The organism is Streptomyces sp. NPDC001816, from assembly GCF_042892235.1.
Lineage (GTDB): Bacteria > Actinomycetota > Actinomycetes > Streptomycetales > Streptomycetaceae > Streptomyces.
In genome coordinates this window covers 456,953-483,718 of sequence record NZ_JBIATY010000001.1, presented here as the reverse complement: position 1 = coordinate 483,718, position 26,766 = coordinate 456,953, and the positions used below count along the sequence as shown (strand labels likewise).

Here is a 26,766-nt window from a genome sequence, read left to right as displayed (position 1 = left end):
TCCGGACCCGCGGTCCGTATCGTCCAATCAAACGGAAGCGGACCACGGGTCCGTATCGTACGGGACGGAGGATTCCATGCCCACCCACACCTCACCGGACGTGCTCTACCGCCACAGCCTGCGCCTGCTCCTCGCCAAGGACATTCCCGCCTGGGTCGGCCTGTGGGCCGAGGACGGCGTCATGGAGTTCCCCTTCGCGCCCCCGGGCTGGCCCGAACGGCTGGAGGGCCGGGAGGCCATCGCCGCCTACATGCGCGACTACCCCGACCACATCGACCTGCACGGCTTCCCCGACCTGCGGATCCACCGGACCACCCGGCCGGAGACGATCGTGGTCGAGATGCGCGGCGTGGGCCGCCTGGTCGGGACGGGGAGCCCCTTCGACATGAGCTACATCGCCGTCGTGTCCGTCCAGGACGGGCGGTTCACCTCCTACCGGGACTACTGGAACCCCCTCGCCGTCCAGCAGCCCGGCCTGGACTTCGCCGGCAGCGGTGCCCGATGACCGTCACAGGCACCGACACCGGCACCACCCTCGTCATCGGAGCGACCGGCACCACCGGCAGCCGAACCGCCGCCGGGCTGATCGCCGCCGGCCACCGCGTCAGGGCCGCGAGCCGCCGGGCCACCCGGATCCCGGGCGCGCAACCGGTCCGCTTCGACTGGTACGACCCCACGACCTTCCACGATGCCCTCACCGGCACCGAACGCGTCTACCTCGTCCCGCCGGTCGGCGACCCGGACCCGGCCGCGGTCATGCTGCCCTTCCTCCGCAGGGCCCGCACCGCAGGCGTACACCGCGCCGTGCTCCTCAGCTCGTCGGCCATCCCCGAGGGCGGCCCGGGAGCGGGAATGGTGCACCGGGCCCTGCCCGGCCTGTTCGACCAGTGGGCGGTGCTGCGGCCCTCCTGGTTCATGCAGAACTTCACCGGCACGCACGCCCACGCCCACAGCATCCGTGCGGACGGGGTCATCCTGACCGCGGCCGGCACCGGCCGGGTCGGCTTCGTCGACGCCGACGACATCGCCGCCGTCGCGGTCCGTGCCCTGACCGACAGCCGCGCGCCCGATGCCGACCTGGTCCTGACCGGCCCGGAGGCGCTCAGCCACGACGACGTCGCCCGCGTCCTCACGGAGGTCACCGGCCGCTCGGTGACCCACCGGCACCTGACGTACCACCAGATGCGTGACCGCCTGGCCGCGTCCATGCCGCTGGAGTTCGCCGCCATGCTGGCCGGCATGGAACGCGCCATCGCGCAGGGAGCCGAGGACCGGACCACCGAGACCGTCCGGCGCCTCACCGGCCGCCCGCCGCACAGCTTCCGGGAGGTCGCCGAACGCGAGTTGGCACAGGACTGAACCCGGCTTCGGCCGGCCCCGGACGGCAGTCCGACCCGGTAGGCGAGGACGTCCATCCATCCCAGTAGGCGTGGTCCACCGCGTACCTCTCAGCGGCGCCGCGCCCCCACCGAGCGGCGCAACCGCCGTACCGCTGAGGCGAGTTCGGCTCCGGTGGCCCGGGCGTCGGAGGCGGAGACGGAGGCCGGTTCCGGGACCGTGGGGGCGGTCGTCCAGAGGGCGAGTTCCGGATCCCGGAGACCGTACACGGTGTGCGGGTCGCCGTCGTCGAAGATCCGTACCGGATGGGAGGCGTCCCAGGGCTGCCAGCCCGGATCCCCGGTCGCGGCGAACCGCACCCAGGCCGCGTGCATCGCGGTGCACAGCTCCGGCGGGGCCCCCTCGCCGGCCAGCCTGGCGGACTCCGGGACGTCGCCGGTGTCGAAGACGAACCCGAGTTCCAGGGCGTGGCAGGCGGCCAGGCCGGGGATGCGGGACGGCCAGGCGAACTCGTAGAGGTACGAGGTGCCGGGGCGGGCATCGGCCAGCCGGCGCAGCGGGACCCGCAGCAGGTGGTCGGTGACCATCTGGCCGACGATCTCGGAGGTGCCGGCGTCGGGGTGCAGGGTGCGGTAGCCGCGCGGGACCTCGTGGCCGACGTGGCAGCGGGCCATGGCACCGGCCAGGGCGACGGGGCCGAGCCGGTCGACGCGCTCCAGGAGTCCGCCGGGCACCAGCCACAGCCGGTACTCGTCCCGGGTCCAGCCCATGAGGAGGTCGACACCCCGGGCGGCCTCGCCGTCGATGAGGGCCTGGAGCGGATCGCCGGGTACGAGGTCGCCGTCGACGACGATGCCGAAGGCGGGGCCGCCCAGGACGGGACTGCTCAGCCGCCCCACCTCGGCCTGGGTGCGCAGCAGCAGGTCGCGGTCGACGGTGGCGAAGGCCTCGGCGGTGGCGGGGACCTTCAGCCGGGTGGCCATGCGGCGCACCATGCGCCGTACCTTGTCGCGTTCGGAGGCTTCCGGCGGGCCGCTCTGCAGGACCGCCCGGCGTATCAGGCCCTGGGTCTGGGGTGCGGCGATCAGGGCTCCGGCGCTGATGGCGCCGGCCGACTGTCCGCAGAGGGTCACGTTGCCGGGGTCGCCGCCGAAGGCCGCGATGGTCTCGTGCACCCAGCGCAGGGCGGCGAGCTGGTCGCGCAGGCCGGGGTTGGGCGGCGCGTCAGGGAACAGGCCGTAGCCCTCGACGCCCAGCCGGTAGTTGACCGAGACGCAGACGACTCCGTCGCGGGCGAAGGTGCGGCCGTCGTACACGGGCACCGCCGAGGATCCCCTGGTCAGTGCCCCGCCGTGCAGCCAGACCAGGACCGGGAGCCGGGCGCCGGGGCCCGGCTCCGGGGTCCACACGTTGAGGTTGAGGCAGTCGTCGCCGGGGATGACCGGGTCCGACAGGTACTGGGCGAAGGCCTCGGAGTACGGGGGTTTCGGCGCCGTCGGCCCGAAGGCTCCGGCGTCGCGTGTCCCGTCCCAGGGCTCGGGCGGCTCGGGCGGTCGGAACCGACGGGGGCCGAAGGGCGGGGCGGCGTACGGGATGCCCCGGAACACCGCGACACCGTGCTCGTACCGGCCGCGTAGGGCCCCGTGGGGCGTGGTGACCACGGGGCCCGCCTGGTCTGCCGTCATCGCCCGCCAGCCCTTCGCCGCGCTCGTGCACCGTTCACTTCAGAGCACCACATCGCCCGGATGTATTCCGGTGCACAGACCCCACGCTGGGCCGTTCGGGCTACGTCGGCCTATTTGGCGTACATGAGGGTGCCGAACCCGAGCTGGTTGTATCCACCGGAGGTGGAGGCGCCGGTTGTAGTGGTAGTGGAGCATCGCCCACACCGGCCGGACCTGGCCGCGGGAGGCGGCGGAGTCGGCGGTCTGGGCCTGCTGGGCGCAGTTCGCGGCCGGAGAAGTGGCCACGCCGCGACATCGTGGACGCCATCCGCTGCCTGGTCGATTCCGGCTGCAAGTACCGGACCCTGCCCCGTGACTTCCCGCCGTGGCGCACGGTCTACGGTTTCCTGGCGAAGTGGGCCGCCGCCGGCGTGCTGGGGGTCATCCGCGATCAGCTGCGCCGGAAGATCCGGCAGGGCATGGGCCGCGCCCCGCACGCGGTGGCGATCATCATCGACTCCCAGTCGGTCAACGCCGCGGAGACCGTCGGCAACTGGTCTGGGCGGACTCCGCCTCTGCCGGCCAACTCGTCGACTGGGCGCGGGACTTCCTGCACCTCACCGTCCGCACCGTGTCCCGGCCGAAGGACGTGACCGGGTTCGTCGTCCTGCCCCGCCGTTGGGTGGTGGAACGGTAACCGGGGGGGATCATGCACGCCCGCCGCTTGGTCCGGGACTACGAGCGGCTGCCCCGGCACAGCTAGGCTTTGATCACGTGGGCGGCGATCAGTCTGATGACCCGCCGTCTGACCCAGCCAGCCTGTTCGGCTCTCCACGCCCCCAGCGCCACAGTCGCTCCCGGAGCCGCGCCACCCCGGCGTCGGCCTGCGACGACGTCGGCCCTGCCTCCCGTTCCGGCTCCGGCTCCGGCTGGCTGAGTCTGCCCGGACGCGTCCACACCCGCCCTGGCGCAGCCCTACGAGTCCCTGCCGCTTTGCGAGATCCAGTCAGTCGGGGGCCGTCGGGTTCGTAAGGGCATCGAGCTGGGCGGCGAGGTCGGGGTGGCCGGGGGCCAGGTGGGGGCGGGTGGCGTTGAGGGGGCGGATGAGGACGGCGGGGTCGTCGTGGGCGAGGGCCGCGTGGAGGTGGCTGATCGGGTTGCGGGCCGCGGCGGGCAGGTCGGTGAGGGCGGTGATCTGGCCGGCGATGCGGCGCAGTTCGGCGGCGTTGCGGCGGGCCCAGGTGGCGGTGGTGCGTTCGGCGGCGCGGCGTTCGCGGGTGGCCTGGACGCGTTGTTCGCCGGTGGTTCCTGCGGGGCCGGGCCGGCCGCGCAGGTAGCGGCGTTCGGCGGCCTGGCGGCTGGCGACGCCGAGGGGGTGGGCGAGGTCGGCCCAGCTGGCACCCGCCTGGCGGGCGGTTTCGATCAGGCCGGTTTCCCATCCGGCGAGCTGCTCGCGTACCTGCCGCAGCAGCAGAAGAGAGGCCAGGGCCTGTTCCGGGCCGACGTCATGGGTCTGGGCCGTGCCGGGGACCTCGTGCCGGGCGGCATGCAGGGCATCGTCTATGGCGTGAAGGGCTGCCGCGGCGGCGAGGAACGACGCCGGTCCTTGTGTGTCGGGGCTGGACGATGCCGGCTGGTCGGCCGGGGTCATGGGCACCTCCCTCAGGTAGTCGTCCTTTGGACGACACCATGTTTGTCATCCATTGGATGACATGTTACAACGGTTTCAGTGAGGCGCATTGGCAGCAACTGCCTGAACCTTCCTGGAGGTGTTTTCCGATGTTGATGCGCACTGACCCCTTCCGTGAGCTGGACCGGCTGGCACAGCAGCTGATCGGCCCGGGCACCTGGTCGCGGCCGTCCCCGATGCCGATGGACGCCTACCGCGAGGGCGACCAGTACGTGGTGGCCTTCGACATCCCCGGCGTCAGCGCGGACGCGATCGACATCGACGTCGAACGGAACATGCTGACCGTCAAGGCCGAACGCCGGCCCGTGACGAAGGCCGACGACGTGCAGATGGAGCTGTCGGAACGGCCGCTGGGCGTCTTCTCCCGCCAGATCGTGCTCGCCGACACGCTGGACACCGAGCACATCCAGGCCGACTACGACGCGGGCGTGCTCACCCTGCGCATCCCGATCACTGAGCGCGCCAAGCCCCGCAAGATCGCCATCGGCGTCGGATCCGGACGCAAGGAGATCTCCGGCTGAGCCGGACAGACGAGGGCTGAACAGCGGCGGAGGACGGGTACCTGATCTCCCCCCCTCGCCCGTCCTCCGCGCCCCGTGGACCTGAGGAAAGGGGCGCGGCCGACATGACTGTGCGACGCGAAGCGTTCCTCGGCCAGGTGAAGGAACGCGGCGAGTACGGCACCCTGCAGGAAGCCGAACGCGCGGCCCGCGTGGTGCTCGCCCTGCTGGGCGCACACCTGGTCGGCGAGGTACGCGCCCAGCTTGCGGCGCGACTGCCGGAAGACTTCGCCCTGATCCTCCTCAACCCGCTGCAGAGCGCCGAGCCGCTGCCCCCGGAGCGGTTCGTGCGCGCGACTGCGGCCTGGATCGAAGGGGCCACCGAACACACCGCCGCCTGGGACGTCAGCGCCGTCCTGTCCACGGTCGCCGACGCCGCCGGCGATGACCTCCTCAAAGAGATCCTGCTCCAGCTTCCCGCGGGCTACGACCTCCTCTTCGGCCGCCCCCAGCCCACCTGACCACCCACCCCCCGGTGACCGCACACCGGCCACCACGACCCCGGCGACAGAAAGGCAACCACCACCGTGACGTCCGACCGGCGCGCGCCGCTCCAGCACTCCTACGGGATGGCGTACGAGCAGATGCTGGAAGAAGTCCGCTACGACGGCGCCTACCCCACCCGCGAGAAGGCCGAGGAAGCCGTCCGTCTCGTCCTCGCCGGACTGGGACGCCAGCTGACCGGCGACGAACGCGTCGAACTGGCCGCCCGCCTCCCCCTCGAAGCCGCACGCATCCTCACCGCCCAGATCCCCGACACCCAGCCGCTGACCGGTTGGGCCTTCATCAAGGACCTCGCCGCCCGCACCGGTGCCTCCCTGGCCACCACCCGCTGGGACACCGGATCCGTCTTCTCCGCCGTCGCGACCTACGCCGGCCCCGACCTCATCACCCGCATCCTGCGCCAGCTCCCCTCCGGCTACGCGCTGCTGTTCGGCCGCGCCGAACTCACCCAAGCCGCATAGGCACGCCGCGCCTTTCGGGCGCCACAGCATGCCGGTGACCATGACGCGTGCACGGGCTGCAAAGACCGCACAGCGCGTCACGGTCACCGGCATCATGCTGACGCGACCAGGGCGCAGCGTGGTCCGTCACCGGCGCTGAGTGAGCCGACGCTGGAAGCACCTCTCATACGCACTCCGAAGATCCCAAACAGGCTGCCTGGCCCTTCGAGCGCCGCGGCAGGGCCCTGGATTTCGGGCGGCCGCCCGAGCACGACCTGCGCGAGATCATGAACGCGATCCTGTACGTGCGGTGATGATGGTGGGGATGCGGCGGTATTGGCGGACGGGGGTGACGTTGGGGGCGCTCAAGTGACGACCGGAGCCACCCTGAACAGTCCTCAGTCGATGACAGTACGGGACACCGTCGCGTCCGCAGGTGTCCGTACCGCGTTGAGTACGACGTCGGCCACCGACTCGGGGCGCAGGAACTGCTCCGGGCGGTACTCGCGGCCCGCCCGTTCGGCCGCCCTGCGTTGCAGGTCGGTGTCTGTCGGGCCCGGGTGGATCGACGTCACCCGGACTCCGTTGGGGGTCTCCTCGGCTTGGAGGGCCTCTGCGAACGCTCGCAGGGCGTACTTGCTGGCGGCGTAGGCGCCGCGATGCGACTTGATCCGGAGGCCGGACCCGGCGTTGATCAGGACTACGTGTCCTCGGCCCCGGCGCAGGGGCGGCAGGAGCAGCCGGGTGAGTTCGGCGGCCGAGAAGAGGTTGACGGCGAAGACGCGCTGCCAGGCGTCGAGCGAGGTGTCGGCGATGGTGCCGGGTTCCGCGACGGCTGCGTTGTGCACGAGCACGTCCAGTCGGTCGATGTCCGTCGTGGCCCGGGCGAGTCCCCCGGGATCCGCGAGGTCGGCCACCCAGGTGCCGGCGTCTCCGGGCAGCTCGTGGGCCAGTGCCTCCAGCAATCGGGCGTCCCGGCCGCCGAGGAGCACGTCGTGTGTGGGGGCGAGGGCACGGGCGATGGCGGCGCCGATCCCCCGGGAGGCGCCGGTCACGAGGGCGCGCGGTCGTGGCGTGGTCATGGTGTGACACCTCCTTTGACGGGCCGGAAGGTGACCGGCAGGCTGGTCAGTCCACGCATGAACCGGCTGTACCCCCAGGTCAGTTCACCGGGGTCGGTCGCGAGCGCCAGTTCGTCGCAGCGTTCCAGTAGGGTGCGCAGCCCGATGGCGGCTTCCGCCTTGCCGAGCGGTGCGCCCAGGCAGTGGTGGATCCCGTGTCCGAAGGCGAGGTGACCCCGGCTGTCGCGGTGGATGTCGAACCGGTCGGGTTCGGCGAAACGGGCGGGATCGCGGTTGCCGGCGCCGTAGGACAGCAGTACGGCCTCTCCGCCACCGGGAACGGTGACGTCTCCGATCTGCACCTCGCCCGTCGTGAACCGCAGGACGGGCGCCATCTTGATGGGGCCGTTCCAGCGGAGGATCTCCTCGATCGCCTGCCCCATGAGGTGCGGCTGTGCGCGGAGCGTCGCCAGTTGCCCGGGGTGCTCCAGCAGGGCCAGTACGCCGTTGCCGATGAGGTTCGCGGTCGTCTCGAAGCCGGCCACCAGGAGGAGGAAGGACATGGCGATCAGCTCGTCCTCCCGTTGATCGCCCGCGAGAAGGCGGCCCAGCAGGTCGTCGGCGCCGGCGGTGGCCTCCCTCTTCTCCTTGAGCAGTCCGATGAGGTAGTCCCGCATCTCGCAGGCGGCGCGGGGCATGCGGTCGTGGTCGCCCTCGCTCATCTCGACGTAGACGCCGGCCAGACGCGCGAAGGTGTCGCGCCCTTCGGCCGGCACGCCGAGCACTTCGGAGATGACGGTGAGCGGCAGGCGCTTGGCGAAGTCGGTGATGACGTCCAGGCGCCCCAGCGGAAGGACCGGGGCGAGGAGGTCGTCGGTGATCTCCTGGATGCGGGGGCGCAGGGCATCGATGCGGCCCGGGGTGAACTCACCTGCCACCAGGGCCCGCAGTCTGGTGTGGTCCGGGGGGTCGGAGCGGAGCATGTTGCGTGTGACGGTGTAGGTCTCGTCGGCGAAGGCCCACGGGGCGGACCGGACGGTCTTGTTGCCGTGCCCCGGATCGTTGCTCAGCCGTGGATCCTTGCTCGCCGTCCGGATGTCCTCGTGGCGCGTGACGAGCCACACCGGAGCGCCGGCGAACATCACGCGCTGTACGGGGCGTTCGTCCCGCCAGCCGGCGAGCAGCTCATGGGGGGCATCGACATAGCTCTGCTGATCCATGAGATCGGTGACCTGCTCCGAGTTCACACGACCTTCATGCCGCGCGGTCGCTGGTCGTCCGTTGCCCCGAGCATGGGCGGGCAGGGCCAGGCGTACCGGCAGCGCGTCGCAACGGGGGTTCGAGGGGTCGGCGGCGTTCGGGGTCCACGCACCCCATGAGTGGTACATGCTGCAGTTGCGTCGCTCCAGGTAGCAGATCAGGTTGACCGGCCACCCCGTGTTCACGAACACGTAGGTGTCCATACGCGTCGGGTGCTCGCTCAGCGGCGCCCCTCCGCCCGGTGAGTCGATGTTGTGCCAGTCGGGGTGGAGGTGGATCGACCCGAGGATGTCCAGGTCGTCGGCCTCGGCGCCCCGCAGGATGCGCAGCAGGTCGGTGGAATCGCACCAGTACCCGCGATGTGGGTTCTCGTAGGCCGTCCCGAAGCACGGGACGATGCGTTCCGCGAACTCTCCCAGGGCCGCGCTGTCGGTAGCCCGTACGTTGCGGCCGAACTCGACGCGCTCGATGCGGGCGTTGCCCTCGTGCATACGGCCGACCAGCACGCCGAAGCACGGGTAGGGGCAGCCCGGCCTGATCGCTTCGTAGACGACGAGTGCGGCGTCGAGGAACGTGGAGCAGGCGGTGCGCTCCAGGAAGACCTGCATGCTCTCTGGGCCTGGGCAGGTGCCGGGACTCCTGCGGTTCCTCACGATCAGCGCTCCGTTCGCATGACGGGCAGGGACGTGAACCCGCGCAGCCGGCCGTACCTCTGGGCAGGAGGCTGTGCCTGCGCGAGATCGGGGAGCCGCTGCCGAAGCCGCTGCAACAGCATCGCGATCTCGAGGTGCACCAGTTCGGCGCCGAGGCAGTAGTGGGCGCCTCCGCCGAAGCTCAGATGACGTGGCCCGCCGCGTCCCGGCAGGAACTCGTCCGGCCGGGAGTACACGGCGGGATCCCGGTTGGCGGCGCCCAGCACCGGCCAGACCCGCGCGCCCGCCGGTATCGTCACGCCGCCGATGACCACCGTCCTGGCGGGAACGCGCGGGGCGGGGGTGAACTGCACCGGTGCGTCGTAGCGGAGCAACTCGTCGACGAACATCCGGGCACGGACCGGGTCGTCCAGGAAGACCGCACGCTCGGGGTGACGGATCATCAGGACGATTCCGGTCTCGATCCCCGCGGCGATCTGCGGGAATCCGGCGACCGTGAGGCCCGTGAGAATGCTGACCAGTTCGTCGTGCGGCAGGGCCTCGGGACGGGCGGTGTGCACACGGACGAGTTCGGACGTCAGATCGTCGCCGGGCGCACGGCGCCTGCGGGCCACTTCCTCTTGGAGGTAGTCGGTGAGCCGTCGCATCGCCGCCGCGCCGTCGCCTTCTCCTGCGGGCAACGGCCCCGAAGTCGGAAAGATGTCGGCGACGAGCGTCGAGACCAGCTCTCGGTCGGTCCGGGGCAGTCCCAGCATGTGCATGATCGTGTCGCGAGGGAAGGCCTCGGCGACCGGGGTCATGTCGGCGACACCGTGGCCCAGCTGTGCGACCACCGGTTCGAGCAGGTGGTCGCAGAGGCTGCTGAGCCACGGCTGCCGTCGTCGCACGTGCTCGGCGAACCGCCGGGCCACTGCCGCACGCATTCTCGTGTGCCGGGGAGGATTCTGCGAGCTCATGACGCGGGACAGCACCGGCGCGGCAGGTCCGGCCGTCCCCCTGGACGGGCGGTGAGCACCCGGCGCGAGGAACAGCCCGCGTTCGGTCAGTACGCGCCGGCAGTCCGGGTAACGCGTCAGGAGGTAGGTGCCGCTCCGGCACCGGTACACCGGTTCGGTCTCACGCAGTCGTTCGTAGACGGGGTACGGGTCGCCGGTGTGCACATCCGCAAGGGCATCGATGGAGCCGATGATTCCCATGGCATCAACCCCTCGGGGCGATGAGCGAAGGTCTCGTGTCAGCCCTCCCCATTGACCACTCCGAACGGGTGACGTGCGACTCGGCATACGATCGGATTACTCCAAATGGGTGATGCGCCGCCGTCCATCACCGCGTTGAGCAGGGATTCCGTGATTTCGGCAGCGCAAACTCGGCGCCACAACCACCCCACCCTGTTCGAAGTTTCGAAAGTCCCCCCGCCCACCATCCCGCGAATTCCCATGTCTTCACGCCGTGTTGACGCGCATCTATCGTAGGAAGCGCTTTCTGCGCGGTCGGTGAGCAGGCCGCGGAAGCAGCGTTGGTCGCAACTTTCGGTGGCCCAAGGGCGGGTCGGAGAGGCGGGTTCCCTATGGTCCGTGCGGGGAGTGCGAGCGTGGTGGCCGGGCCGACGCTGGCGGTGGTCGCCCGCGAGGCGGGGGTGTCGGTGCCGACCGCTTCGAAGGTCGTCAACGGACGGGAAGATGTAGCTCCGGAGACCCGGCGTCGGGTCACCGAGGCGCTCGACCGGCTCGGCTACGTGCGCAGACCCCGCTTCGACGCGACGAAGACGCCGGCCCTGGTGGACCTGGTGGCGCACTCGCTCGACAGCTCCTGGTCGGGTGCCGTACTGCACGGAGTGGAGGAGGCGGCGTACGAGGCAGGCCTCGAGGTGGTGGTCTCGGCGGGCCTGAACCGCTCCCGGGGGGACCGCCCCGAGCGCGACTGGCTGGACAAGCTGACCGCGCGCGGTTCCTCGGGCGTGCTGTTCAACCTGGCGGAGCTGTCCCCGACCCAGTACGCCTGGCTGGACCACCACCGCATCCCGTTCGTGATGATCGACCCCGTCCACGAGCCGCCGGCCGGAGTGATGTCGGTGGGGGCCGCCAACTGGCAGGGCGGGGTGAGCGCGACCGAGCATCTGCTGGCCCTCGGGCACGAGCGGATCGCGGTGATCGCCGGCCCGCGGCGCAAGATGTGCAGCAGCGCCCGCGTGGCGGGCTACCGCTCGGCGCTCGCCTCGGCCGGGATACGGCACCGCGCCGAGTACGTGCGGCACGCCGGCTTCGAGGAGCCGACCGCCCGCCTGCGCATGCACGAACTGCTGGACCTGCCGCAGCCGCCGACGGCGGTCTTCGTGTGCTCGGACCGGATGGCGCTCGGCGTGTACACCGCCCTTGCCGAGCGGGGGCTGAAGGTGCCGGACGACGTCAGCGTGGTCGGCTTCGACGACCTGCCCGAGGCCCGCTGGGTCACCCCGGCGCTCACCACCGTCCGCCAGCCCCTCGCGGAGATGGCGGCGACCGCGCTGCGGCTGCTGGTGCGGATGATGCAGGGCGAGCGCCCGGAGGGGACACGGACGGAACTGTCGACCCGGCTGGTGCGGCGGGCGAGTACGGCCGCACCGCCCGCCGCCCGTTCGGGCGGATCGCGGTGACCGCCCCGAACCCAGGGTTGTTTACCGGGCATGGATCCCACCACGCGCACCGCAGCAGCCCTCGCCGCGGCCGCCGTCATCCTGGTCACCGTCTACGGCACCGCCCAGGCCGCCGGCCGCACCCTCGCCCCCGCACAGCACCGCACCACCGTCACCGCGCCCGGCGGCGGCGAACACGGCCCCGAGGAAGACGTCGCACTCGACGAGAACGGCCGTCCGGACGTCCCGGACGTCTAGGCGTCCTTGTTGGCCTTGAGCGTCTTCCACACCCTGCTGAGCGCCTGTAGGTCTCCCTCCTCCAGGAGGTCCGTGAAGACGGGGGCGAGGCACTCGCGGCGGGTGGCGTCGGCCGCCTCGAAGAGCCGATGGCCCTCGGGGGTGAGCGAGACCTCGACGGAGCGGGCGTCGCGGGCCGAGGGGGTACGGGTGACGAGACCGCGGCCCTGGAGGGCGTCGACGACGCGCGAGACCTGGCTGCGGCTGAGCATGGTGCTGTTGCCCAGGACGGAGGCCGGAACGGGGTCGGGGCTGGAGGCCAGCCAGAGCAGGACCTCGAACCACGAGACCGGAAGATCGTGCGCCTTGCTCAGGGCGCGGTCCACGCGGTCCGTCAGGACGGTCCCGGCCCAGACCAGCCCGTAGAAGGCGTGGTCCGCCACCGGCATCTCCGCCTGCGCGAGCTTCTTCTTCGGCATGTCGTCAGCCTACCGGTTGCGTGTACACGCACGTAAGTGCATTATGTTGTGTGTACACGCACTCAAATGTGCCGACTCCGCCGCGATTCCCGTGCCCCGAAAGGCCCCCCATGTCTTCCCACTCCCCCAAGGTCGTCCTCATCACCGGCACCTCCTCCGGCATCGGCCTCGCCGCCGCCGTCTCCGCCGCACGGGCCGGCTGGACGACGGTCGCCACCCTGCGCGACGTCAGCCGCTCCGACGCACTGCGCAAGGCCGCCGCCGAGGCGGGCGTGGAGGTCGACATCCGCCGGCTCGACGTCACCGACGAGGCCTCGATCACGTCCGCGATCGACGGCGTGCTCGCCGACTACGGTCACCTGGACGCCGTCGTCAACAACGCGGGCGCCGGGCACCTCGGCACCCTGGAGAACGAGTCCGTGGCCGAGGTCCGCAAGGTCATGGAGGTCAACTTCTTCGGCGTGCTCAACGTCTCGAAGGCCGCCATGCCCCACCTGCGCGCCTCCGGTGGCCGTCTGATCACCGTGACCAGCGTCGGCGGCGTCATCGGACAGCCCTTCAACGAGGCCTACTGCGCGGCCAAGTTCGCCGTCGAGGGATACATGGAGAGCCTGGCCCCCGTAGCCGCGGCGCACGGCGTGTCCGTCTCCGTGATCGAGCCCGGCGCCGTCGCCACCGAATTCGTCGCCAACGTCGGCGTCGACCTGGAAGAGGCCGTAGCCACGGCCGGGGTGTACGCACCTCAGCTGAACGCCTACGTGAACCGCACGGTCGCGCAGTTCCTCGACGGCGCGCAGACCGCCGAGGGCGCCGCCGAGTCGGTGATCGAGGCTCTGACCGCGGACGAGCCCGCCTTCCGCCTCCAGACCTCCGACTGGGCCCGCGGCTTCGTCGGCACCAAGCTCACCGACCTGGACGGCTCCGCGGTCCTCGGCATCACCAACGGCTGGGTCGCCTGACCCATACCGGGGTGTGCGCAGAGTCGCGCCTGCCTTGCGACGCAAAGGCGCAGAAGACGCAGAAAGGGCCGAGCATCCCCGCACGGGGTGCCCGGCCCTTTGCGCTTGCCGGTCTCAGTCCTCGTCGTCCCTCTCCAAGTCGCCGAGGAGGGCCTGGATGGCGTCCACCGCGCTGCCGTCGTGGTCGCTGCCCGCGGTGCCCTCTCCTGTCTGCACGTTGGCCGTCCGGTCGACCTCCAGGATCGAGTCGGCCCGGGAGTTGTCGATGACGGTGATCAGACTGCTCCCGCCCGCCACCGCGGGCGCGGCGCCGGTTGCGAGGAGCGCCGCCGCGAGCACTGTGGCCGCCCCGAGCCGGGGCCCGGCGCCACCCGTCACACGCCCACGCCCTCGGGCTGCAGCCGCTCGCGGGCGATGTTCCGTTCCAGCAGCGTGGTCGACGCCTTCACACCGACCCCGCTCGCCGGGTCCACCCGCGGCAGCCGCCCGTCCGCCGCCTTCAGCTCGCCGAGCGCCGAGTCCATCGCCTCGTGCGCCGCGAACAGGCAGGGGGTGCTGTAGATCGCGACGTCGACACCGAGGTCGGACAGCTCGGTCAGCGACAACCGGGGCGACTTGCCACCGGCGATCTGGTTGAACAGCAGCGGCTTGTCCCCGACGACCTCGCGGATGCGCTTGATCCACTCGACGCTGCGCACCCCGTCGACCAGCACCACGTCGGCGTCGGTCGCGGCGAGCCGCTCGGCCCGGTGCAGGATGTCCTGCTCGTCGGTGGCGTCCGTGCGGGCGACGACCACGAGGTCCTGACGGGTGGCCAGAACCTTGTCCAGCTTCTCCAGGTACTCCTCCAGGGGCAGCACCTGCTTGCCGTCGGCGTGCCCGCACCGGCGGGGCCGCTTCTGGTCCTCCAGGATCACCCCGGAGGCACCGATCCGTTCCAGTCCCTCGACGACATGGCAGGCGACCTCGGGGTCGACGTACCCGTCGTCGATGTCCACCAGCAGGTGGTGGTGCGGGAACGCGCCCCGCAGCCGCTGGACGAACGCGACCATGTCCGGCCACGCGATGAATCCGATGTCCGGCAGTCCGTAGTACGACGCCGCGAAGCCGAAGCCCGAGACGAACATGCCGTCGTAGTGGTTGGCCGCGATCGAGGCCGAGTACATGTCGTACACGCCGATCAGCGGTGTGGTCCCGGGCCCGGCGATCCGCTCGCGCAGCTTTGTCCCATAAGTCAAGGTCCGGCTCCTCCGGTGGGTGGGTGACGCGGGACCAGTGGGGTCGGGTCACCGCATCTCGACGCCCTTTGCCAAGACAAGAGCATCTCTAGGTACGCACGTGACTCTCTCCATACGCCAGCTTTACTCATCCCAATGGCGGAACGGGTTCACCGCAGAAACGTCACTCACAGAGCCGTACCGCCCAGGCGATACCGCCGCTCAGGTGGGTCAGGAAGACCTGATCCCGATCGGCCTCGGCGGCTGTGTTCCACTGAGGGGTGTCGTTCCCGTACCCTCCCCCGGAATGAAGCCCATTCCTCCGCTGCTGGACCATCTCGTTCTCGCCACGCCCGATCTGGCCGCGACCGTAGCCGAGTTCGCGTCGCGGACCGGGGTGACGCCCGCGCCCGGCGGGGTGCATGTCGAGCTGGGTACGCGGAACTACCTGGTCGGGTTGGGCGAACGGAGCTATCTGGAGATCATCGGGCCTGATCCGGAGCAGCCGGAGCCGGTGGAGCTGCGGCCGTTCGGGGTCGACCGGCTGGCCGGGCCGGCCACGGTGAGCTGGGCGATCAGCCCGCCCGATCTGGAGACGGCGGTCGCGGACGCCCGAGCGCGGGGTTACGACCCGGGGCCGATCCACCCGATGAGCCGCCGCACCCCGGACGGCACCCTGCTGGAGTGGCGGCTGACCGACAGCGGCAGCGGGCATCCCTCCGGGTTGGTCCCGTTCCTCATCGACTGGGGCGGCTCGGTGCACCCTGCTGCCTCGGGACTGCCCGTCACCCCGCTGTTGGAGGTGACGGGCACGGCTCCAGAGCCGGACAAGGTACGGCCCCTGCTGTCGGCGCTCGGCACCCAGCTCGCGCTCGAGGAGGGGCCGTTCATGATCTCTTTCACCGTTCGAACGCCGGCCGGGCCGGTCACCTTCTGCTGAGCCCCGAGCGCCCGCACGCCCTGCCTGTGCCAGCATGACGCTGTGGTGGTGATCCTCCCGGGCTGGGTGTGGCGAGGCGGTCCGGTGCGCAGGGCGATGGTCACCGGGCTCTCGGCCGGTGTCTTCTCCGGCGCGTTCGTGCTGGCCGAGTCGGGGTCATGGGTGGGTGCGGTCGCGGCGGTTCTCGTGCTCGGCCCTTTCTACGGGGTCAGGGTGGCCCGACGAATGGGCCGGGTCTGGCCCGGGGCCGGGGACCTGGATCCCGCGGATCGGGTGGCAGTGGTGCGCGCCGCCCGACGGGGTGAGGAAATCGGCGATGCCCGGCTGGCGCCTGCCGTCGTCGACTACTGCAACGGACTGCGGACAGCACGGGAACACGATCGCCTCCTCTGGGTGGTCCTGGCCTTCGCCGCACTGGCCGTGGCTCTCGCGCTGATCGACACCTTCTCCGGATCGACGCGGCAGGCGGGGGTGTCGTGGCTGTTCGTCCTGTTCTTCCTCGTGGAACTGACGTGGTGGCCCAGGAAGCAGGCGCGCGTCATGTCCTGTGCGGAACGGGCGGAGCGGTCGGCCCGTCGCGTGCTGCGGCAGTCGGAGTCGTCCGGTGAGTGAGACGGGCTAGAACACCCGGAAGTTCGTGGGGTTCTGCAGGTGGAGGTAGAGCCTGCGCAGCCACGGCTCGCGTACGGCGGGCAGTCTGGCCAGCGTGTACAGGAGCAGGTCGCGGTCGGGCCAGAACGTCCAGCCCGGGCGCAGCGGCAGCGGGTCGTCGCGCTCGACGCCGCGGGGCAGTCCGCCGGTCACCGGCAGTCGGGGCAGGTCCTCGGGGAAGGCCAGGCCCAGCCACACGTCGGCGGGCAGCGGTACGGTCGCCGGGCTGCCGGGCGGCTGCCATGTCTCGCCGGTCTGCGGGTGCACCGGCACGAGGGCGATGTCCGCACCCGACACACCCGACGCGGGCAGACCCGGGCCAGCGTGCGAGCCGGGCGCCCGGGCGGGAGCAGGGTGTCGAGTGCCCGCCCGAACATGTCCGTGGCCAGTCCGCCGGGCAGGGACACGCGGGCGCCGGCCGAAGCCACCAGCAAGTGGGCCAGGGCCACACCGGCCGCCGCCTCCCACTGCGGGCTCCAGTGCCCGGGCTGCTCGATGGGCGGCGTGCTGTGGCCCTCCTCCACCACGGTCTCCCAGTCGGTGATCCGGGGAGCGGGGCCCGGAACGCGGCGTACGGCGGTGGGGTTCAGCCACACCGCCTGCCAGAGCGAGCAGTCGTCCAGCCGGGTCGCCACGGGCCGGCCGCACTCCTCGCAGGCCAGGTTGGGGCCGTCTCTGCCGTCCAGGCCCAGGCAGTAGCCGTCGCCCGGGATCAGCCCGGTGCCCCGGACGTCGCCCGGCGCGACCACGACAGCGCCCGGCGGACCGGAGAAGAGCGAGTACACCGGAGCGAACACGCCCAGGGCCGCCGCTCCCTCCTCGCCCACCTCGTCCCAGGGAATCCAGGGCCCTCCCCGGGGCTCCGGGTCGACGGCGTATGTTCCCGACTCCATCAGCGCGGGGAGCATCTCGTGCCCGAAGTGGTGCCGGGCCCGCACGGGAAGCGCCACCCTCGACACGGGCACGGTCAGTTCCGTACCGCACCGATCACACACGAACACGTCCGCCAACAGCCACTCCCCCACGATCGAACGGATGGATCATTCCGGCCGTGGGAGGCGGGTGCAACCGCTTATCCGCCGCCGTGCCAGATTCCGCCGTGTCCGATTCCTTCAAGACCGGGTGCCCGGCCCCTGCCTACGGTGAACCCATGACTCCACGATTCGCCGTGATCGGCGTGGTGGCCTCCGACCTGGCCGCCTCGCTCGCGTTCTACCGTCGCCTCGGGCTGGTCTTCCCCGAAGGGGCCGAGGATCAGCCGCATGTCGAGGCCGAGCTGCCCGGTGGGCTGGTGCTCGCGCTGGACACCGAGGAGACCGTCCGCTCGTTCCACTCCGGGTGGCGGCCGCCCGCCGGCGGGGGCCGGGTCGGGCTCGCCTTCCGGTGCGGCTCGCCGGCCGAGGTCGACGCCGTGTACGAGGATCTGGTGGGCGCCGGGTACCACGGGGAGCTGAAGCCGTGGGACGCCTTCTGGGGGCAGCGGTACGCCACCGTGCACGACCCGGACGGCAACGGCGTCGACCTGTTCGCTCCGCTAGCCGGCGAGTAGCTCTCCGAGCGGCATGCCCGCCAACTGGCGTACGTCCCGGGCTAGATGGGGCTGGTCAGCGTATCCGGCGCGGGCCGCCGTCTCGGCGTACGGGACGCCGGAGCGGGCGAGGGCCAGGGCGCGTTGCAGGCGCAGGACGCGGGCGAGGGTCTTGGGGCCGTAGCCGAAGGCGGTCAGGCAGCGGCGGTGCAACTGGCGGGCGCCGATGCCCAGTTCGGCGGCCGTCGCCGCCACCGGGCGGCTCGCGTCCAGGCACTCCACCAGGCGGTGCAGGAGCGGGTCGGGGGGTGGCGCCTCGGCGGCCCGGTCCAGGGCGATGTCCTCCAGGCCCGTCGCCGGGTCGGGGGCCGCCTCGATACGGTCACGCAGTCGTCGTACCCGGGCCGCAGGCCACAGGTCCGTCAACTCGACGCGGGTGTCCCGTAGTTCGTGGGCCGGTACGCCGAGCAGGGCGGGCGCGGTGCCGGGGAAGAAGCGGATGCCCGCCCAGGCGCGGGGCGGGCCCTCGGGGACGTACGGGCGGGTGTCGGGTCCGGCGACCAGCAGCCGGCCCTCGCCGAACAGCAGGTCCATGCAGCCGTCGGGCAGTACCGGGCGGACACCCGTCAGGTTCTCCGGGTGCTCCGGGGTGCGCTGCCACACCACCGCGCCGGTCAGTCGGGACGGCCGCTCCTCGTACACGTACGCCAGGCTACGCCGCGCGGGTGCGGTGCTCCTGGGGGCTGACCCCGTACACCCGCTTGAAGGCGCTGGACAGGGCGAAGGCGCTGCCGTAGCCGACCCGGCGGGCTATGGCGGCGAGGGTGTCCTCGGTGTCGCGGAGCCGGTCGGCGGCCAGGGCGAGGCGCCAGGCGGTGAGGTAGGCCATCGGGGGTTCGCCGACCAGTTCGGTGAAGCGGCGGGCCAGGGCCGCGCGGGAGACCCCGGCCTTGGCGGCGAGCGAGGACACCGTCCAGGGGTGGGCCGGGTCGTCCTGGAGCAGGCGCAGGGCGCGGCCGACGACCGGGTCGCCGAGGGCCTGGTACCAGGCGGGTGCGGCCGCCTCGGGGCGGGAGAACCAGGCCCGCAGCGCGCTGATGACCAGCAGGTCGAGCAGGCGGTCCAGGACCACCTCCTGGCCGGGTTCGTCGCGGACGATCTCCTCCGTGAGCAGCGGGGTGAGCGGGCACTGCCACACCTCGGCGGGGAGGGTGAGCAGCGGGGGCAGGGCGTCCAGCAGGCGGCCGCTGATCTCGCCCTGCATCAGGTAGGTGCCGATCAGCATCACGGTCGGGGCGTCCGGGCGATCGCCCCAGGTGCGCACGCCGAGGTCCATGGAGCCGTTCAGGGAGCTGCCGTCGGGGTAGCGGCACTCGCCGCCGGGCAGGATCAGCGCCTGCGGAGCGGTGCCGGGGGTGTCGGCGCAGGTGTACGGGTCGGGGCCGCGCGCGATGGCCAGGTCGCCGGGGCGCAGCCGGACCTGCTCGCCGCCGTCGGGGACGACCCAGGCCTCGCCGCGCGCCATGACCATCACCGTCAGCGGGGCGCGGTCCTCCACGCGGACCGCCCAGGGCGGCTCGAAGCACGCGCGGATCATGAAGGCGCCGTGCGCGCGGGGGCCGTCCAGGAGGCCTGCGAGTGCGTCCATGGGCTCAGCGTAGACGCGCGCGTATGCGGGTGAGCCGATCGGCGATGGTCCCTTGGCAGGGGCCGCAGTTGACTGGCGGACATGACGCAGAACACGGGTGAGACACAGGGTTCGACGGTGGTGGTGACCGGCGCATCCGGTCGTACGGGCAGCCGGGTCGCCGAGGCCGCGCGGGCGGCCGGGCTGACGGTCCGGGCGGCCTCGCGGGCGCGGGGCTTCGACTGGCACGACCGGTCGACGTGGCAGCAGGTGCTGGGCGGCGCGGACGCGGCCTACCTGGTGTACCCGTCGGACGTGGGGGCGCCGGACGCGGCGGAGACGGTCGGGCGCCTGGCCCGCGAGGCCGTCGGCCTGGGGGTACGGCGGCTGGTGCTGCTGTCGGCGCGGGGCGAGCAGCAGGCGCGGCCCACGGAAGAGGCGCTGCGGGCGTCGGGGGCGGACTGGACGGTCGTACGGGCCGCCTGGTTCGCGCAGAACTTCAGCGAGGGCCCGCTGGTCGCGGAGCTGCGGGAGTACGGGGAGCTGGTGTTCCCGGCCGGGGCGGTGCGGGAGCCGTTCGTCGACGCGCGGGACATCGCGGACGTGGTCGTGGCGGCGCTGACCGAGGACGAGCGGTACGTCGGGCAGGTGGTGGAGGTGTCCGGGCCACGGCTGCTGACCTTCGGCGAGGCGGTCGCCGAGATCGCGGCGGTGACCGGGCGGCAGCTGTCGTACCGGGCGGTGCCGGCCCGGGAGTACGGCGAGCGGCTGGCGGGCTTCGGAGTGCCGCCCGAGGAGGTGGACTTCCTGGTCGGCCTCTTCGAGAGCCTCCTCGACGGCCGCAACGCCCATCTGTCGGACGGCGTACGCCTGGTCCTGGGCCGCGAGCCGCGGGACTTCGCCGACTTCGTACGGGAGACCGCGGCGGCGGGCACCTGGAAGCCGTGACCCGGGCACCGGCCGGCGGTCACCGCCGCCCTCCACCGTCGGAGTTCGCGCCCTTGCGGCGGCGAGAGGGAGCGGCGGGTCACCCACGGGCCGAGAGGCCGATGCGGGGATGTGGGGATACGGGGATACGGAAGCCGGGACACGCACGTCGGCCGTCGGGCTCGCGCCGTTACGGCGGGGTGAGGGAGCGGCGGGTCACTCACCTACCGAAGAGCCGATGCGGGGGGCGGAGCGGCGGCGACCACTCGTGTGTTGTGCTCCCCGAGCCGTCCGTCCGCCCGTCACTCCGCGTGTGGCGGTGCGCTGTCGTTCGTTCCGTTCGCGCCCTTCACCTCGTGGCTCTTGTGGGTGTGGTGGTGGGGGTTCTTCGCGTGGGTGCGCAGGCGGGCCGTGACGTCCTCCGGGGGGAGGAAGCGGGACCAGCGTTCGGGGAACTCGGACGGCATGTCGGGGTCGTCGGGGTCGGCCTCGCGGGCGGCGGCGACGCGGGTGACGTACTCGACGACCTCCGCCTCGCGCAGCCGCTCGTTGGCGGCGCGGGCCGCGGCCGTGGCGGCGGCCGGCCAGACCCGGTCGATGGCGGCGTTCACCGCGGCGCCGACGAGCACGGCGAAGGCCGACACGCCGATCCAGAGGAGGACGGCGACGGAGGCGGCGAGGGAGCCGTAGATCGTGGCGCCCTCGATGGTGTTGGTGAGGTAGATGCGCAGGAGGAAGCTGCCCAGGACCCACATGGCCAGGGCGACCAGGGCGCCGGGTACGTCCTCGATCCAGGGGGAGCGGACGGGCACGGACACGTGGTACAGGGTCGTCAGGAAGACGATGGACAGGACGATGACGACCGGCCAGTACAGGATCTGGACGACCGTCTCCGACCAGGGCACGACCCCCACCACCGCGTCCGGCCCGGCCACCATCAGCGGCAGCGCGACCGAGCCGATCAGCAGCGCCACGATGAACAGCAGGAAGGACATCATGCGTGTCTTGACGATGCCGCGGACGCCGTCGAGGCCGTACATGACGGTGATCGTGTCGATGAAGACGTTCACCGCGCGGGAGCCCGACCACAGGGCGAACAGGAAGCCGATGGAGATGACGTCCGGCCGGCCGCCCTTCATCACGTCGTGCAGGATCGGCTCGGAGATCTCCTTCACGCCCTTGTCGGACAGGACCGTGCGGGAGGCCTCCAGGAGGTTGTTCTCCAGGCTCTTGATGGTGTCCGCGCCGGTCCAGGCGTCGACGTAGCCGAGGAGGCCGATGAGGCTCAGCAGCAGGGGCGGCACGGACAGCAGCGTGAAGAACGCCGCCTCGGCTGCCAGGCCCAGGATGCGGTACTCCATGCAGGAGTTGACGGTGTCCTTGAGCAGCAGCCAGGCGGTCCTGCGCTTGGATACGTTCCGGTAGAGGGCTCGGGCCCGGTGGAGCCGGCCGGCGGGCCGCTCGGGGGTTTCACTTCCTGGCTGCACGACCTAACGGTATCCGTCGTACGGGACTGCCCTCACCCTCCAGGGCAGGTGACCGGCCGGACGCGGCCGCGGGCGGTGCTGTGCGACTCTGGAGACCAGTATCGCCGCGCTCCCGGGTAGGTTCGCAATCATGGCAGGCAACTCCACCCATACCGTGACGAACCAGCCCCCTCCGCTGGTGGGATACGACGTCTTCAGCACCGACCGGGCCCTCGTCGAGGCGGTCGAGCGGCACACGGATCCCGAGGTGCTGGACGAGGTGCGCGACGAGCTGTCCGTGCTGGGCCGGGCCTCGGGTTCGGCGCAGGTGCAGGAGTGGGGCGTACAGGCGAACGAGCATCCGCCGCGGCTGCGCACGCACGACCGGTACGGCCACCGGGTCGACGAGGTCGAGTTCCACCCGGCCTGGCACCGGCTGCTCGGCAAGGGGGTCGGGGCGGGGCTGACCGGCGCCTGGACGCGGCCTGCCGGACATGTGCGCAGGGCGGCCGGGTTCCTCGTCTGGACCCAGGTCGAGGCCGGCAACTGCTGCCCGCTGTCCATGACCCACGCGGCCGTGCCCGCGCTGCGGACCGACCCCGCGCTGGCCGCCGAGTGGGAGCCGCGGCTGACGTCCACGATCTACGACCGTGAGCTGCGGCCCGCCGAGCGGAAGTCCGGCGCCCTCTTGGGCATGGGCATGACCGAGAAGCAGGGCGGCAGCGACGTACGGGCGAACACCACCGAGGCCCGGCCGCTCGCCGAGGCAGGGACGTACGTCCTGACCGGGCACAAGTGGTTCTGCTCGGCGCCCATGTCCGACGGCTTTCTGGTGCTGGCCCAGGCTCCCGACGGGATCACCTGCTTCCTCGTCCCGCGCGTCCTCGCCGACGGCACCCGCAACGTTTTCCTCATCCAGCGGCTCAAGGACAAGCTGGGCAACCGGTCCAACGCCTCCGCCGAGGTCGAGTTCGACGGCACCTGGGCGCGCCGGGTCGGCGAGGAAGGGCGCGGGGTGCGCACCATCATCGAGATGGTCGCCGCAACTCGGCTGGACTGCGCGCTCGGCTCGGCCGGCCTGATGCGGCAGGCGGTGGCGCAGGCCGTCCACCACTGCGCCTACCGGGAGGCGTTCGGCGGGAAGCTGATCGACAAGCCGCTGATGCGCAACGTGCTGGCCGACCTCGCGCTGGAGTCCGAGGCCGCGACCGCGCTGACGCTCCGGCTCGCGGCCGCCTACGACGACGGCGGCGAGCAGGAGCGGGCCTTCCTGCGGCTCGCGGTGCCGGCCGCCAAGTACTGGATCACCAAGCGCTGCGCGCCGGTGGCGGTGGAGGCCGCCGAGTGCCTGGGCGGCAACGGGTACGTCGAGGAGTCGGGGCTGCCCCGGCTGGTGCGCGAGTCGCCGCTGAACTCCATCTGGGAGGGCGCCGGAAACGTTCAGGCGCTGGATGTGCTGCGGGCGCTGCAGCGCGAGCCGGGCGCGCTGGACGCCTGCCTCACCGAGATCGGCAGGGCGCACGGCGCCGACCACCGGCTGGACCGGGCGGTGAAGGACCTGTTCACCGAACTCGCCGATCTGGACGGCATCGAGGGCCGCGCCCGGCGGCTGGTCGAGCGCCTCGCACTGGTGCTCCAGGGGTCACTCCTGGTGCGGCACGCGCCGCCGGAGGTCGCCGACGCGTTCTGCGCCTCCCGGCTCGGCGGCGATCGGGGCGCGGCCTTCGGCACCCTGCCGACGGGCCTGGACCTGGCCTCGGTGGTGGAGCGGGCCCGGCCGCTGCTCTGACCGCGCTGACCTGCGCCTTTGCGGGAATGCGGCACGGGGGTGGTGCTGCGCCGACACGGCACCACCCCCGCCTACTGGGCCCGTTGAAGGCCACAAAACGCCGCCCGAAGGCGGCTCCTGGTCAAGTCTCAGCCAGCCTCGTGCCATTCACCAGGGTTGCAAGGGGTTGCAACTTGTTGGTGACTGTGCGCGGACTCTGTGCCTCCGGCATGGGCCGGACGGCAGTATGGGAGAGGAGTCGGACCGGAAACCGCCGCCCGGACGGCTTGACAAGTGTGTTCGACGCCTTTTCCGGGAGGATCCCAGTGGCGAACCCGCCGATGAACGTGGCGCGTCTGGCCGCCGTGGACGCGGCGCAGGCGGCGCGGGTGCTGAGCGAACTGCGCGAGGCCACGCTCGCCGGGCAACGTGTGCGGATCACACCCCGGCCGGTGATCGAGCAGTCCTGGGGGCGGATGCTGCGCAGCGGCGTCGACCCCGACCACGACTTCAGATCCCGGCTGCTGCCCGCCGACGAAGTGCGGCGCAGACGCGAGGAGTCACCGCTCCGGCATATTCTTCCGGTATTGCGCGAGGGGCTGCTTTCGGTCGCCGACGTCGCCCAGCACATCATGGTGGTCGCCGACGCCGAGGGACGTGTCCTGTGGCGGGAGGGATCCCCGCAGGTGCTGCGCAAGGCCGACGGGCTCGGCTTCGAACTGGGCGCGGACTGGCGGGAAGACGTCGTCGGCACCAACGGCCTGGGCACCCCCGCGGTCGTACGGCGCCCCGTACAGGTCTTCGCCGCCGAGCACTTCGTCCGCTCGCACGCCTCCTGGACGTGTACGGGTGCCCCGATCACCGACCCGAGGGACGGCCGGCTCATCGGGGTGGTGGACGTGAGCGGCCCGCTGGAGACCATGCATCCGGCGACCCTCGCCTGGGTGGACTCGGTGGCCAAACTCGCCGAGGCCCGGCTGCGGGAGCTGCACCTCACCTCACTGGAGCGGCTGCGCGCGGTGGCGGCGCCGGTGCTGGCCCGGCTGGACGGGCGGGCCCTGGTGGTGGACCGGAACGGCTGGACGGCGGCCGTGACCGGGATGCCGTATCTGCGACGCGTGGCGCTGCCCAAGTCCCTGGCGCCGGGCCACCGGTGGCTGGCCGCGCTCGGCACCTGCGCGGTGGAGCCGCTGACCGGGGGCTGGCTGCTGCGGGTCGCGGAGGAGCCGCTACCCTCCAGCACCACCCGGATCCTGCTGGACCTGAGCCGGCCGGGCCGCAGCTCGGTGACCGTGGCCCGGGCGATGGGCTCGTGGTCCCGCGAACTGAGTCCCCGGCACGCCGAGTTGCTCTACCTGCTCGCCGAACACCGCTCGGGACGCGGCGCGGCGGGACTGGCCGAAGACCTGTTCGGTGATTCATCCCGAACAGTTACCGTCAGATCTGAAATGTCCAGAATTCGCCGATATCTCGGGGATCTTCTGCGACACCGGCCGTATCGTTTCTGCGAAAGCACGGAGATCGAGGTACTCCTGCCCGACAACCCCCGTGACCTGCTGCCCCAGTCCACGGCACCGGCGGTGGCGCGGCGCCGGACCACCGGCTGACCGACGGGGGGACAGAGGGGGTACCGGGTGGGGGGACAGCTGGGTTCGATGCGGGCATCTTCCGCATATTTGCGGGTCTTGGCCCTCTGCCACCCGCCGCTGCCGTAGCATCCCTAACGGGCCTCCCCACCTGCTCCTCGGTCAACGTACGGACCACCAGGCGCAGTTGGCCCGCCTCGGGAGGAAAGATGAGACATCGCGGCAGACACCGGCGACGCAGACGGGGCGCAGCCGTGCGCGCGTTCCTCGCCGGAACCGCGCTCGCGCTCACCGCGGCCGCCACGCTGATCAGCGCCTCACAGGCCACGGTCGCCAAGAACCCCGGCCCGCTCAAGCCCCTGGCCTCCCGGGCCGACACCGCCCCGCTGCGCCTGCAGGAGCACCTGGTGCCGGCCCGCACACTGAACCGGCTCGCCGCGTCCATGGGCCGCCCGGTCGGCGTGGACACCGTCCTGCAGAGCGCCGACCGCACCCTGAGCACAAGCACCGACTGCCCCTCCGAGGACCACGCGACCCTGCCCGTCACCCCGGCCGCCACCCGCGCCTACTGCTGGGACCCGGCCGACACCGCCACCACCGCCTGGCGGCCGGCCTCGGTGACCACCTCCGGCGACGCCGACGACGACGGCGTCTGGGGCACCCACCGGGCCGTCCTCACCGGCTGGACCCACAGCACCACCACCGGGACCGCCGCCGAGCGGGGCCTCGCCAGGGTCGCCTTCGTCGACGCCGACGACCCCGACCACCCCGTCTACCGCTGGGTGCTGCTGGTGGTCCCCGTCGACGGCGGCCGCGACTACCGAGGCCTCGCCTCCCACGTCTCCGGCATGGTCTGGTACCAGGACAAGCTCCTGGTCACCACCACGACCGGCAGCGCCGACGCGCTCTACGTCTACGACCTCGACCGCATCCAGCGCACCACGGTCGACGCGCCCGCCATCGGCCGGGTACCCGGCGGCTGGTCCGCCGACGGCTACGAGTACGTGATGCCCGCCGTCGGCTCCTACCGCTATCTCGCCGGCCGCTGCACCGCCGCCGGACCGCCCTGCCCGGCGACCCTCTCCCTGGACCGCGGCACCGCACCCGACAGCCTGGTCGCCGGCGAGTGGACCGCCCCCGGCAGCGACCGGCACGCCCGGCTGTGGCGCTACGCCTTCAGCACGGACCCGGCGCGCAGCGGGCTGCTCGCCACCGACGCCGCCGGGCGGGTGGACGCGGTCGAGGCCTACCGGACCCGGGCGGCCGGGATCCGGGGCGTGCTGTCGTACCGGCAGCCCGGGTCGACCCGTCCGTCCTGGTATGTGGGACAGCTGTCCAGCTCCGGGGACGGGCACGGGCACGGCGGACTGTGGCGGCAGGACACGAAGGGGGCGAAGGCGGCACACTGCGGTTCGGACTCCTCCCACCACTGCTGGGCCGAGTCCGCGGGCTCCCTGTCCTACTGGCAGGAGACCGGCGAGGTGTGGTCCGTCTCGGACCGGATGCTGTTCGCGGTGCCCCTGGCGGTGCTCGACCGTTCGGTGGACTGACCCGGGGTGACCCGGTCGATCGACAGACCGCCGGGCGGGATGATTCCCTG

General features: G+C 72.0%; 28 protein-coding genes and 3 pseudogenes. 17 read left to right on the top strand and 14 right to left on the bottom strand.

Annotated features, from left to right (window positions below):
- Window positions 1-76: 76 nt before the first annotated feature.
- A complete protein-coding gene (locus ACFYZZ_RS02145) occupies window positions 77-505 on the top strand; it encodes a nuclear transport factor 2 family protein (RefSeq protein ID WP_389170315.1) in 429 nt (142 codons plus the stop codon).
- On the top strand, window positions 502-1,359 hold the full coding sequence (locus ACFYZZ_RS02140; RefSeq protein WP_389170313.1) for an NAD(P)H-binding protein: 858 nt from the start codon (window positions 502-504) through the stop codon (window positions 1,357-1,359). The genes ACFYZZ_RS02145 and ACFYZZ_RS02140 overlap by 4 nt, the downstream gene beginning before the upstream one ends.
- 89 nt (window positions 1,360-1,448) lie before the next feature.
- Here the strand turns inward: ACFYZZ_RS02140 and ACFYZZ_RS02135 are convergent, their stop codons facing one another.
- Both ACFYZZ_RS02135 and ACFYZZ_RS02130 read right to left on the bottom strand, forming a co-directional pair.
- A complete protein-coding gene (locus tag ACFYZZ_RS02135) occupies window positions 1,449-3,023 on the bottom strand; it encodes a carboxylesterase/lipase family protein (RefSeq protein ID WP_389170310.1) in 1,575 nt (524 codons plus the stop codon).
- A gap of 110 nt (window positions 3,024-3,133) precedes the next feature.
- A pseudogene (locus tag ACFYZZ_RS02130) lies at window positions 3,134-3,287 on the bottom strand (cell wall anchor protein); the annotation flags it as partial.
- Here ACFYZZ_RS02130 and ACFYZZ_RS02125 point away from each other — a divergent pair.
- Window positions 3,281-3,939 (top strand): annotated as a pseudogene (locus ACFYZZ_RS02125) (transposase); the annotation flags it as partial. The pseudogenes ACFYZZ_RS02130 and ACFYZZ_RS02125 sit on opposite strands and share 7 nt — an antisense overlap.
- A gap of 69 nt (window positions 3,940-4,008) precedes the next feature.
- Here the strand turns inward: ACFYZZ_RS02125 and ACFYZZ_RS02120 are convergent.
- On the bottom strand, window positions 4,009-4,653 hold the full coding sequence (locus ACFYZZ_RS02120; protein ID WP_389170307.1) for a type III effector protein: 645 nt from the start codon (window positions 4,651-4,653) through the stop codon (window positions 4,009-4,011).
- A 128-nt stretch (window positions 4,654-4,781) separates the two neighbouring features.
- Between ACFYZZ_RS02120 and ACFYZZ_RS02115 the strand changes: the two genes are divergently transcribed.
- The 4 genes and pseudogenes from ACFYZZ_RS02115 to ACFYZZ_RS02100 form a co-directional block, all read left to right on the top strand.
- Window positions 4,782-5,213, top strand: coding sequence for an Hsp20/alpha crystallin family protein (locus ACFYZZ_RS02115; RefSeq protein WP_389170305.1), 432 nt, complete (start codon window positions 4,782-4,784; stop codon window positions 5,211-5,213).
- Window positions 5,214-5,317: 104 nt separating this feature from the next.
- Window positions 5,318-5,713, top strand: a complete 396-nt coding sequence (locus ACFYZZ_RS02110) for a DUF2267 domain-containing protein (RefSeq protein ID WP_389170302.1) — start codon at window positions 5,318-5,320, stop codon at window positions 5,711-5,713.
- 66 nt (window positions 5,714-5,779) lie between these two features.
- The gene (locus ACFYZZ_RS02105; RefSeq protein WP_389170299.1) at window positions 5,780-6,217 is read left to right on the top strand and encodes a DUF2267 domain-containing protein; all 438 of its coding nucleotides are present in this window, start codon (window positions 5,780-5,782) and stop codon (window positions 6,215-6,217) included.
- Window positions 6,218-6,411: 194 nt separating this feature from the next.
- Window positions 6,412-6,504 (top strand): annotated as a pseudogene (locus ACFYZZ_RS02100) (IS5/IS1182 family transposase); the annotation flags it as partial.
- Between the two features lie 90 nt (window positions 6,505-6,594).
- Here the strand turns inward: ACFYZZ_RS02100 and ACFYZZ_RS02095 are convergent.
- Genes ACFYZZ_RS02095 through ACFYZZ_RS02085 form a run of 3 tightly spaced genes read right to left on the bottom strand, consistent with a single transcriptional unit; the run spans window position 6,595 to window position 10,366 of the window.
- Window positions 6,595-7,278, bottom strand: a complete 684-nt coding sequence (locus ACFYZZ_RS02095; RefSeq protein WP_389170296.1) for an SDR family oxidoreductase — start codon at window positions 7,276-7,278, stop codon at window positions 6,595-6,597.
- Complete coding sequence (locus ACFYZZ_RS02090; protein WP_389170293.1) at window positions 7,275-9,170, bottom strand: cytochrome P450; 1,896 nt, start codon at window positions 9,168-9,170, stop codon at window positions 7,275-7,277. The genes ACFYZZ_RS02095 and ACFYZZ_RS02090 overlap by 4 nt, the downstream gene beginning before the upstream one ends.
- 2 nt (window positions 9,171-9,172) lie before the next feature.
- Complete coding sequence (locus ACFYZZ_RS02085; RefSeq protein WP_389170292.1) at window positions 9,173-10,366, bottom strand: cytochrome P450; 1,194 nt, start codon at window positions 10,364-10,366, stop codon at window positions 9,173-9,175.
- A 371-nt stretch (window positions 10,367-10,737) separates the two neighbouring features.
- Between ACFYZZ_RS02085 and ACFYZZ_RS02080 the strand changes: the two genes are divergently transcribed.
- On the top strand, window positions 10,738-11,802 hold the full coding sequence (locus ACFYZZ_RS02080) for a LacI family DNA-binding transcriptional regulator (RefSeq protein WP_389170289.1): 1,065 nt from the start codon (window positions 10,738-10,740) through the stop codon (window positions 11,800-11,802).
- A gap of 30 nt (window positions 11,803-11,832) precedes the next feature.
- Window positions 11,833-12,039: a hypothetical protein gene (locus ACFYZZ_RS02075; RefSeq protein ID WP_389170286.1), complete on the top strand. Its 207-nt coding sequence runs from the start codon at window positions 11,833-11,835 to the stop codon at window positions 12,037-12,039.
- Here the strand turns inward: ACFYZZ_RS02075 and ACFYZZ_RS02070 are convergent.
- A complete protein-coding gene (locus tag ACFYZZ_RS02070) occupies window positions 12,036-12,497 on the bottom strand; it encodes a MarR family winged helix-turn-helix transcriptional regulator (protein WP_389170283.1) in 462 nt (153 codons plus the stop codon). The genes ACFYZZ_RS02075 and ACFYZZ_RS02070 overlap by 4 nt on opposite strands.
- 110 nt (window positions 12,498-12,607) lie before the next feature.
- Here ACFYZZ_RS02070 and ACFYZZ_RS02065 point away from each other — a divergent pair, with 110 nt between their 5' ends.
- Window positions 12,608-13,456, top strand: a complete 849-nt coding sequence (locus ACFYZZ_RS02065) for an SDR family oxidoreductase (RefSeq protein ID WP_389170281.1) — start codon at window positions 12,608-12,610, stop codon at window positions 13,454-13,456.
- A 114-nt stretch (window positions 13,457-13,570) separates the two neighbouring features.
- On the opposite strand, the gene ACFYZZ_RS02060 is transcribed toward ACFYZZ_RS02065, so the two are convergent.
- Entirely contained in the window at window positions 13,571-13,834 is a 264-nt protein-coding gene (locus ACFYZZ_RS02060; protein WP_389170280.1) for a hypothetical protein, read from the bottom strand.
- The gene (locus tag ACFYZZ_RS02055) at window positions 13,831-14,694 is read right to left on the bottom strand and encodes an oxaloacetate decarboxylase (RefSeq protein WP_389170277.1); all 864 of its coding nucleotides are present in this window, start codon (window positions 14,692-14,694) and stop codon (window positions 13,831-13,833) included. The genes ACFYZZ_RS02060 and ACFYZZ_RS02055 overlap by 4 nt, the downstream gene beginning before the upstream one ends.
- A 286-nt stretch (window positions 14,695-14,980) precedes the next feature.
- Here ACFYZZ_RS02055 and ACFYZZ_RS02050 point away from each other — a divergent pair, with 286 nt between their 5' ends.
- Complete coding sequence (locus ACFYZZ_RS02050; protein WP_389170274.1) at window positions 14,981-15,613, top strand: VOC family protein; 633 nt, start codon at window positions 14,981-14,983, stop codon at window positions 15,611-15,613.
- Between the two features lie 42 nt (window positions 15,614-15,655).
- Complete coding sequence (locus ACFYZZ_RS02045) at window positions 15,656-16,225, top strand: hypothetical protein (protein ID WP_389170271.1); 570 nt, start codon at window positions 15,656-15,658, stop codon at window positions 16,223-16,225.
- Window positions 16,226-16,231: 6 nt separating this feature from the next.
- Here ACFYZZ_RS02045 and ACFYZZ_RS02040 read toward each other — a convergent pair whose 3' ends face one another.
- On the bottom strand, window positions 16,232-16,417 hold the full coding sequence (locus tag ACFYZZ_RS02040; protein WP_389170269.1) for a hypothetical protein: 186 nt from the start codon (window positions 16,415-16,417) through the stop codon (window positions 16,232-16,234).
- Window positions 16,414-17,229, bottom strand: coding sequence for a hypothetical protein (locus tag ACFYZZ_RS02035; protein WP_389170266.1), 816 nt, complete (start codon window positions 17,227-17,229; stop codon window positions 16,414-16,416). Before ACFYZZ_RS02035 ends, ACFYZZ_RS02040 begins: the two co-directional genes overlap by 4 nt.
- A 185-nt stretch (window positions 17,230-17,414) precedes the next feature.
- Here ACFYZZ_RS02035 and ACFYZZ_RS02030 point away from each other — a divergent pair, with 185 nt between their 5' ends.
- Window positions 17,415-17,813: a VOC family protein gene (locus ACFYZZ_RS02030; RefSeq protein WP_389170263.1), complete on the top strand. Its 399-nt coding sequence runs from the start codon at window positions 17,415-17,417 to the stop codon at window positions 17,811-17,813.
- Here ACFYZZ_RS02030 and ACFYZZ_RS02025 read toward each other — a convergent pair.
- On the bottom strand, window positions 17,799-18,494 hold the full coding sequence (locus ACFYZZ_RS02025) for a helix-turn-helix domain-containing protein (protein ID WP_389170260.1): 696 nt from the start codon (window positions 18,492-18,494) through the stop codon (window positions 17,799-17,801). The genes ACFYZZ_RS02030 and ACFYZZ_RS02025 overlap by 15 nt on opposite strands.
- Window positions 18,495-18,504: 10 nt before the next feature.
- Window positions 18,505-19,440 carry an AraC family transcriptional regulator gene (locus ACFYZZ_RS02020; RefSeq protein ID WP_389170258.1) on the bottom strand — a complete coding sequence of 312 codons (936 nt, stop codon included), beginning with the start codon at window positions 19,438-19,440 and terminating at the stop codon, window positions 18,505-18,507.
- An 81-nt stretch (window positions 19,441-19,521) separates the two neighbouring features.
- On the opposite strand from ACFYZZ_RS02020, the gene ACFYZZ_RS02015 reads away from it, so the two are divergent.
- Window positions 19,522-20,367 carry an NmrA family NAD(P)-binding protein gene (locus ACFYZZ_RS02015; protein ID WP_389170255.1) on the top strand — a complete coding sequence of 282 codons (846 nt, stop codon included), beginning with the start codon at window positions 19,522-19,524 and terminating at the stop codon, window positions 20,365-20,367.
- Window positions 20,368-20,648: 281 nt separating this feature from the next.
- Here the strand turns inward: ACFYZZ_RS02015 and ACFYZZ_RS02010 are convergent, their stop codons facing one another.
- Window positions 20,649-21,833, bottom strand: a complete 1,185-nt coding sequence (locus ACFYZZ_RS02010) for a YihY/virulence factor BrkB family protein (RefSeq protein WP_389170253.1) — start codon at window positions 21,831-21,833, stop codon at window positions 20,649-20,651.
- 130 nt (window positions 21,834-21,963) lie between these two features.
- Here ACFYZZ_RS02010 and ACFYZZ_RS02005 point away from each other — a divergent pair, with 130 nt between their 5' ends.
- The 3 genes from ACFYZZ_RS02005 (at window position 21,964) to ACFYZZ_RS01995 (ending at window position 26,716) form a co-directional block, all read left to right on the top strand.
- Complete coding sequence (locus tag ACFYZZ_RS02005; protein WP_389170252.1) at window positions 21,964-23,601, top strand: acyl-CoA dehydrogenase family protein; 1,638 nt, start codon at window positions 21,964-21,966, stop codon at window positions 23,599-23,601.
- Window positions 23,602-23,921: 320 nt separating this feature from the next.
- The gene (locus ACFYZZ_RS02000; protein WP_389171961.1) at window positions 23,922-25,187 is read left to right on the top strand and encodes a GAF domain-containing protein; all 1,266 of its coding nucleotides are present in this window, start codon (window positions 23,922-23,924) and stop codon (window positions 25,185-25,187) included.
- A gap of 188 nt (window positions 25,188-25,375) precedes the next feature.
- On the top strand, window positions 25,376-26,716 hold the full coding sequence (locus tag ACFYZZ_RS01995; RefSeq protein ID WP_389170249.1) for a hypothetical protein: 1,341 nt from the start codon (window positions 25,376-25,378) through the stop codon (window positions 26,714-26,716).
- The last annotated feature ends 50 nt before the right edge of the window (window positions 26,717-26,766 follow it).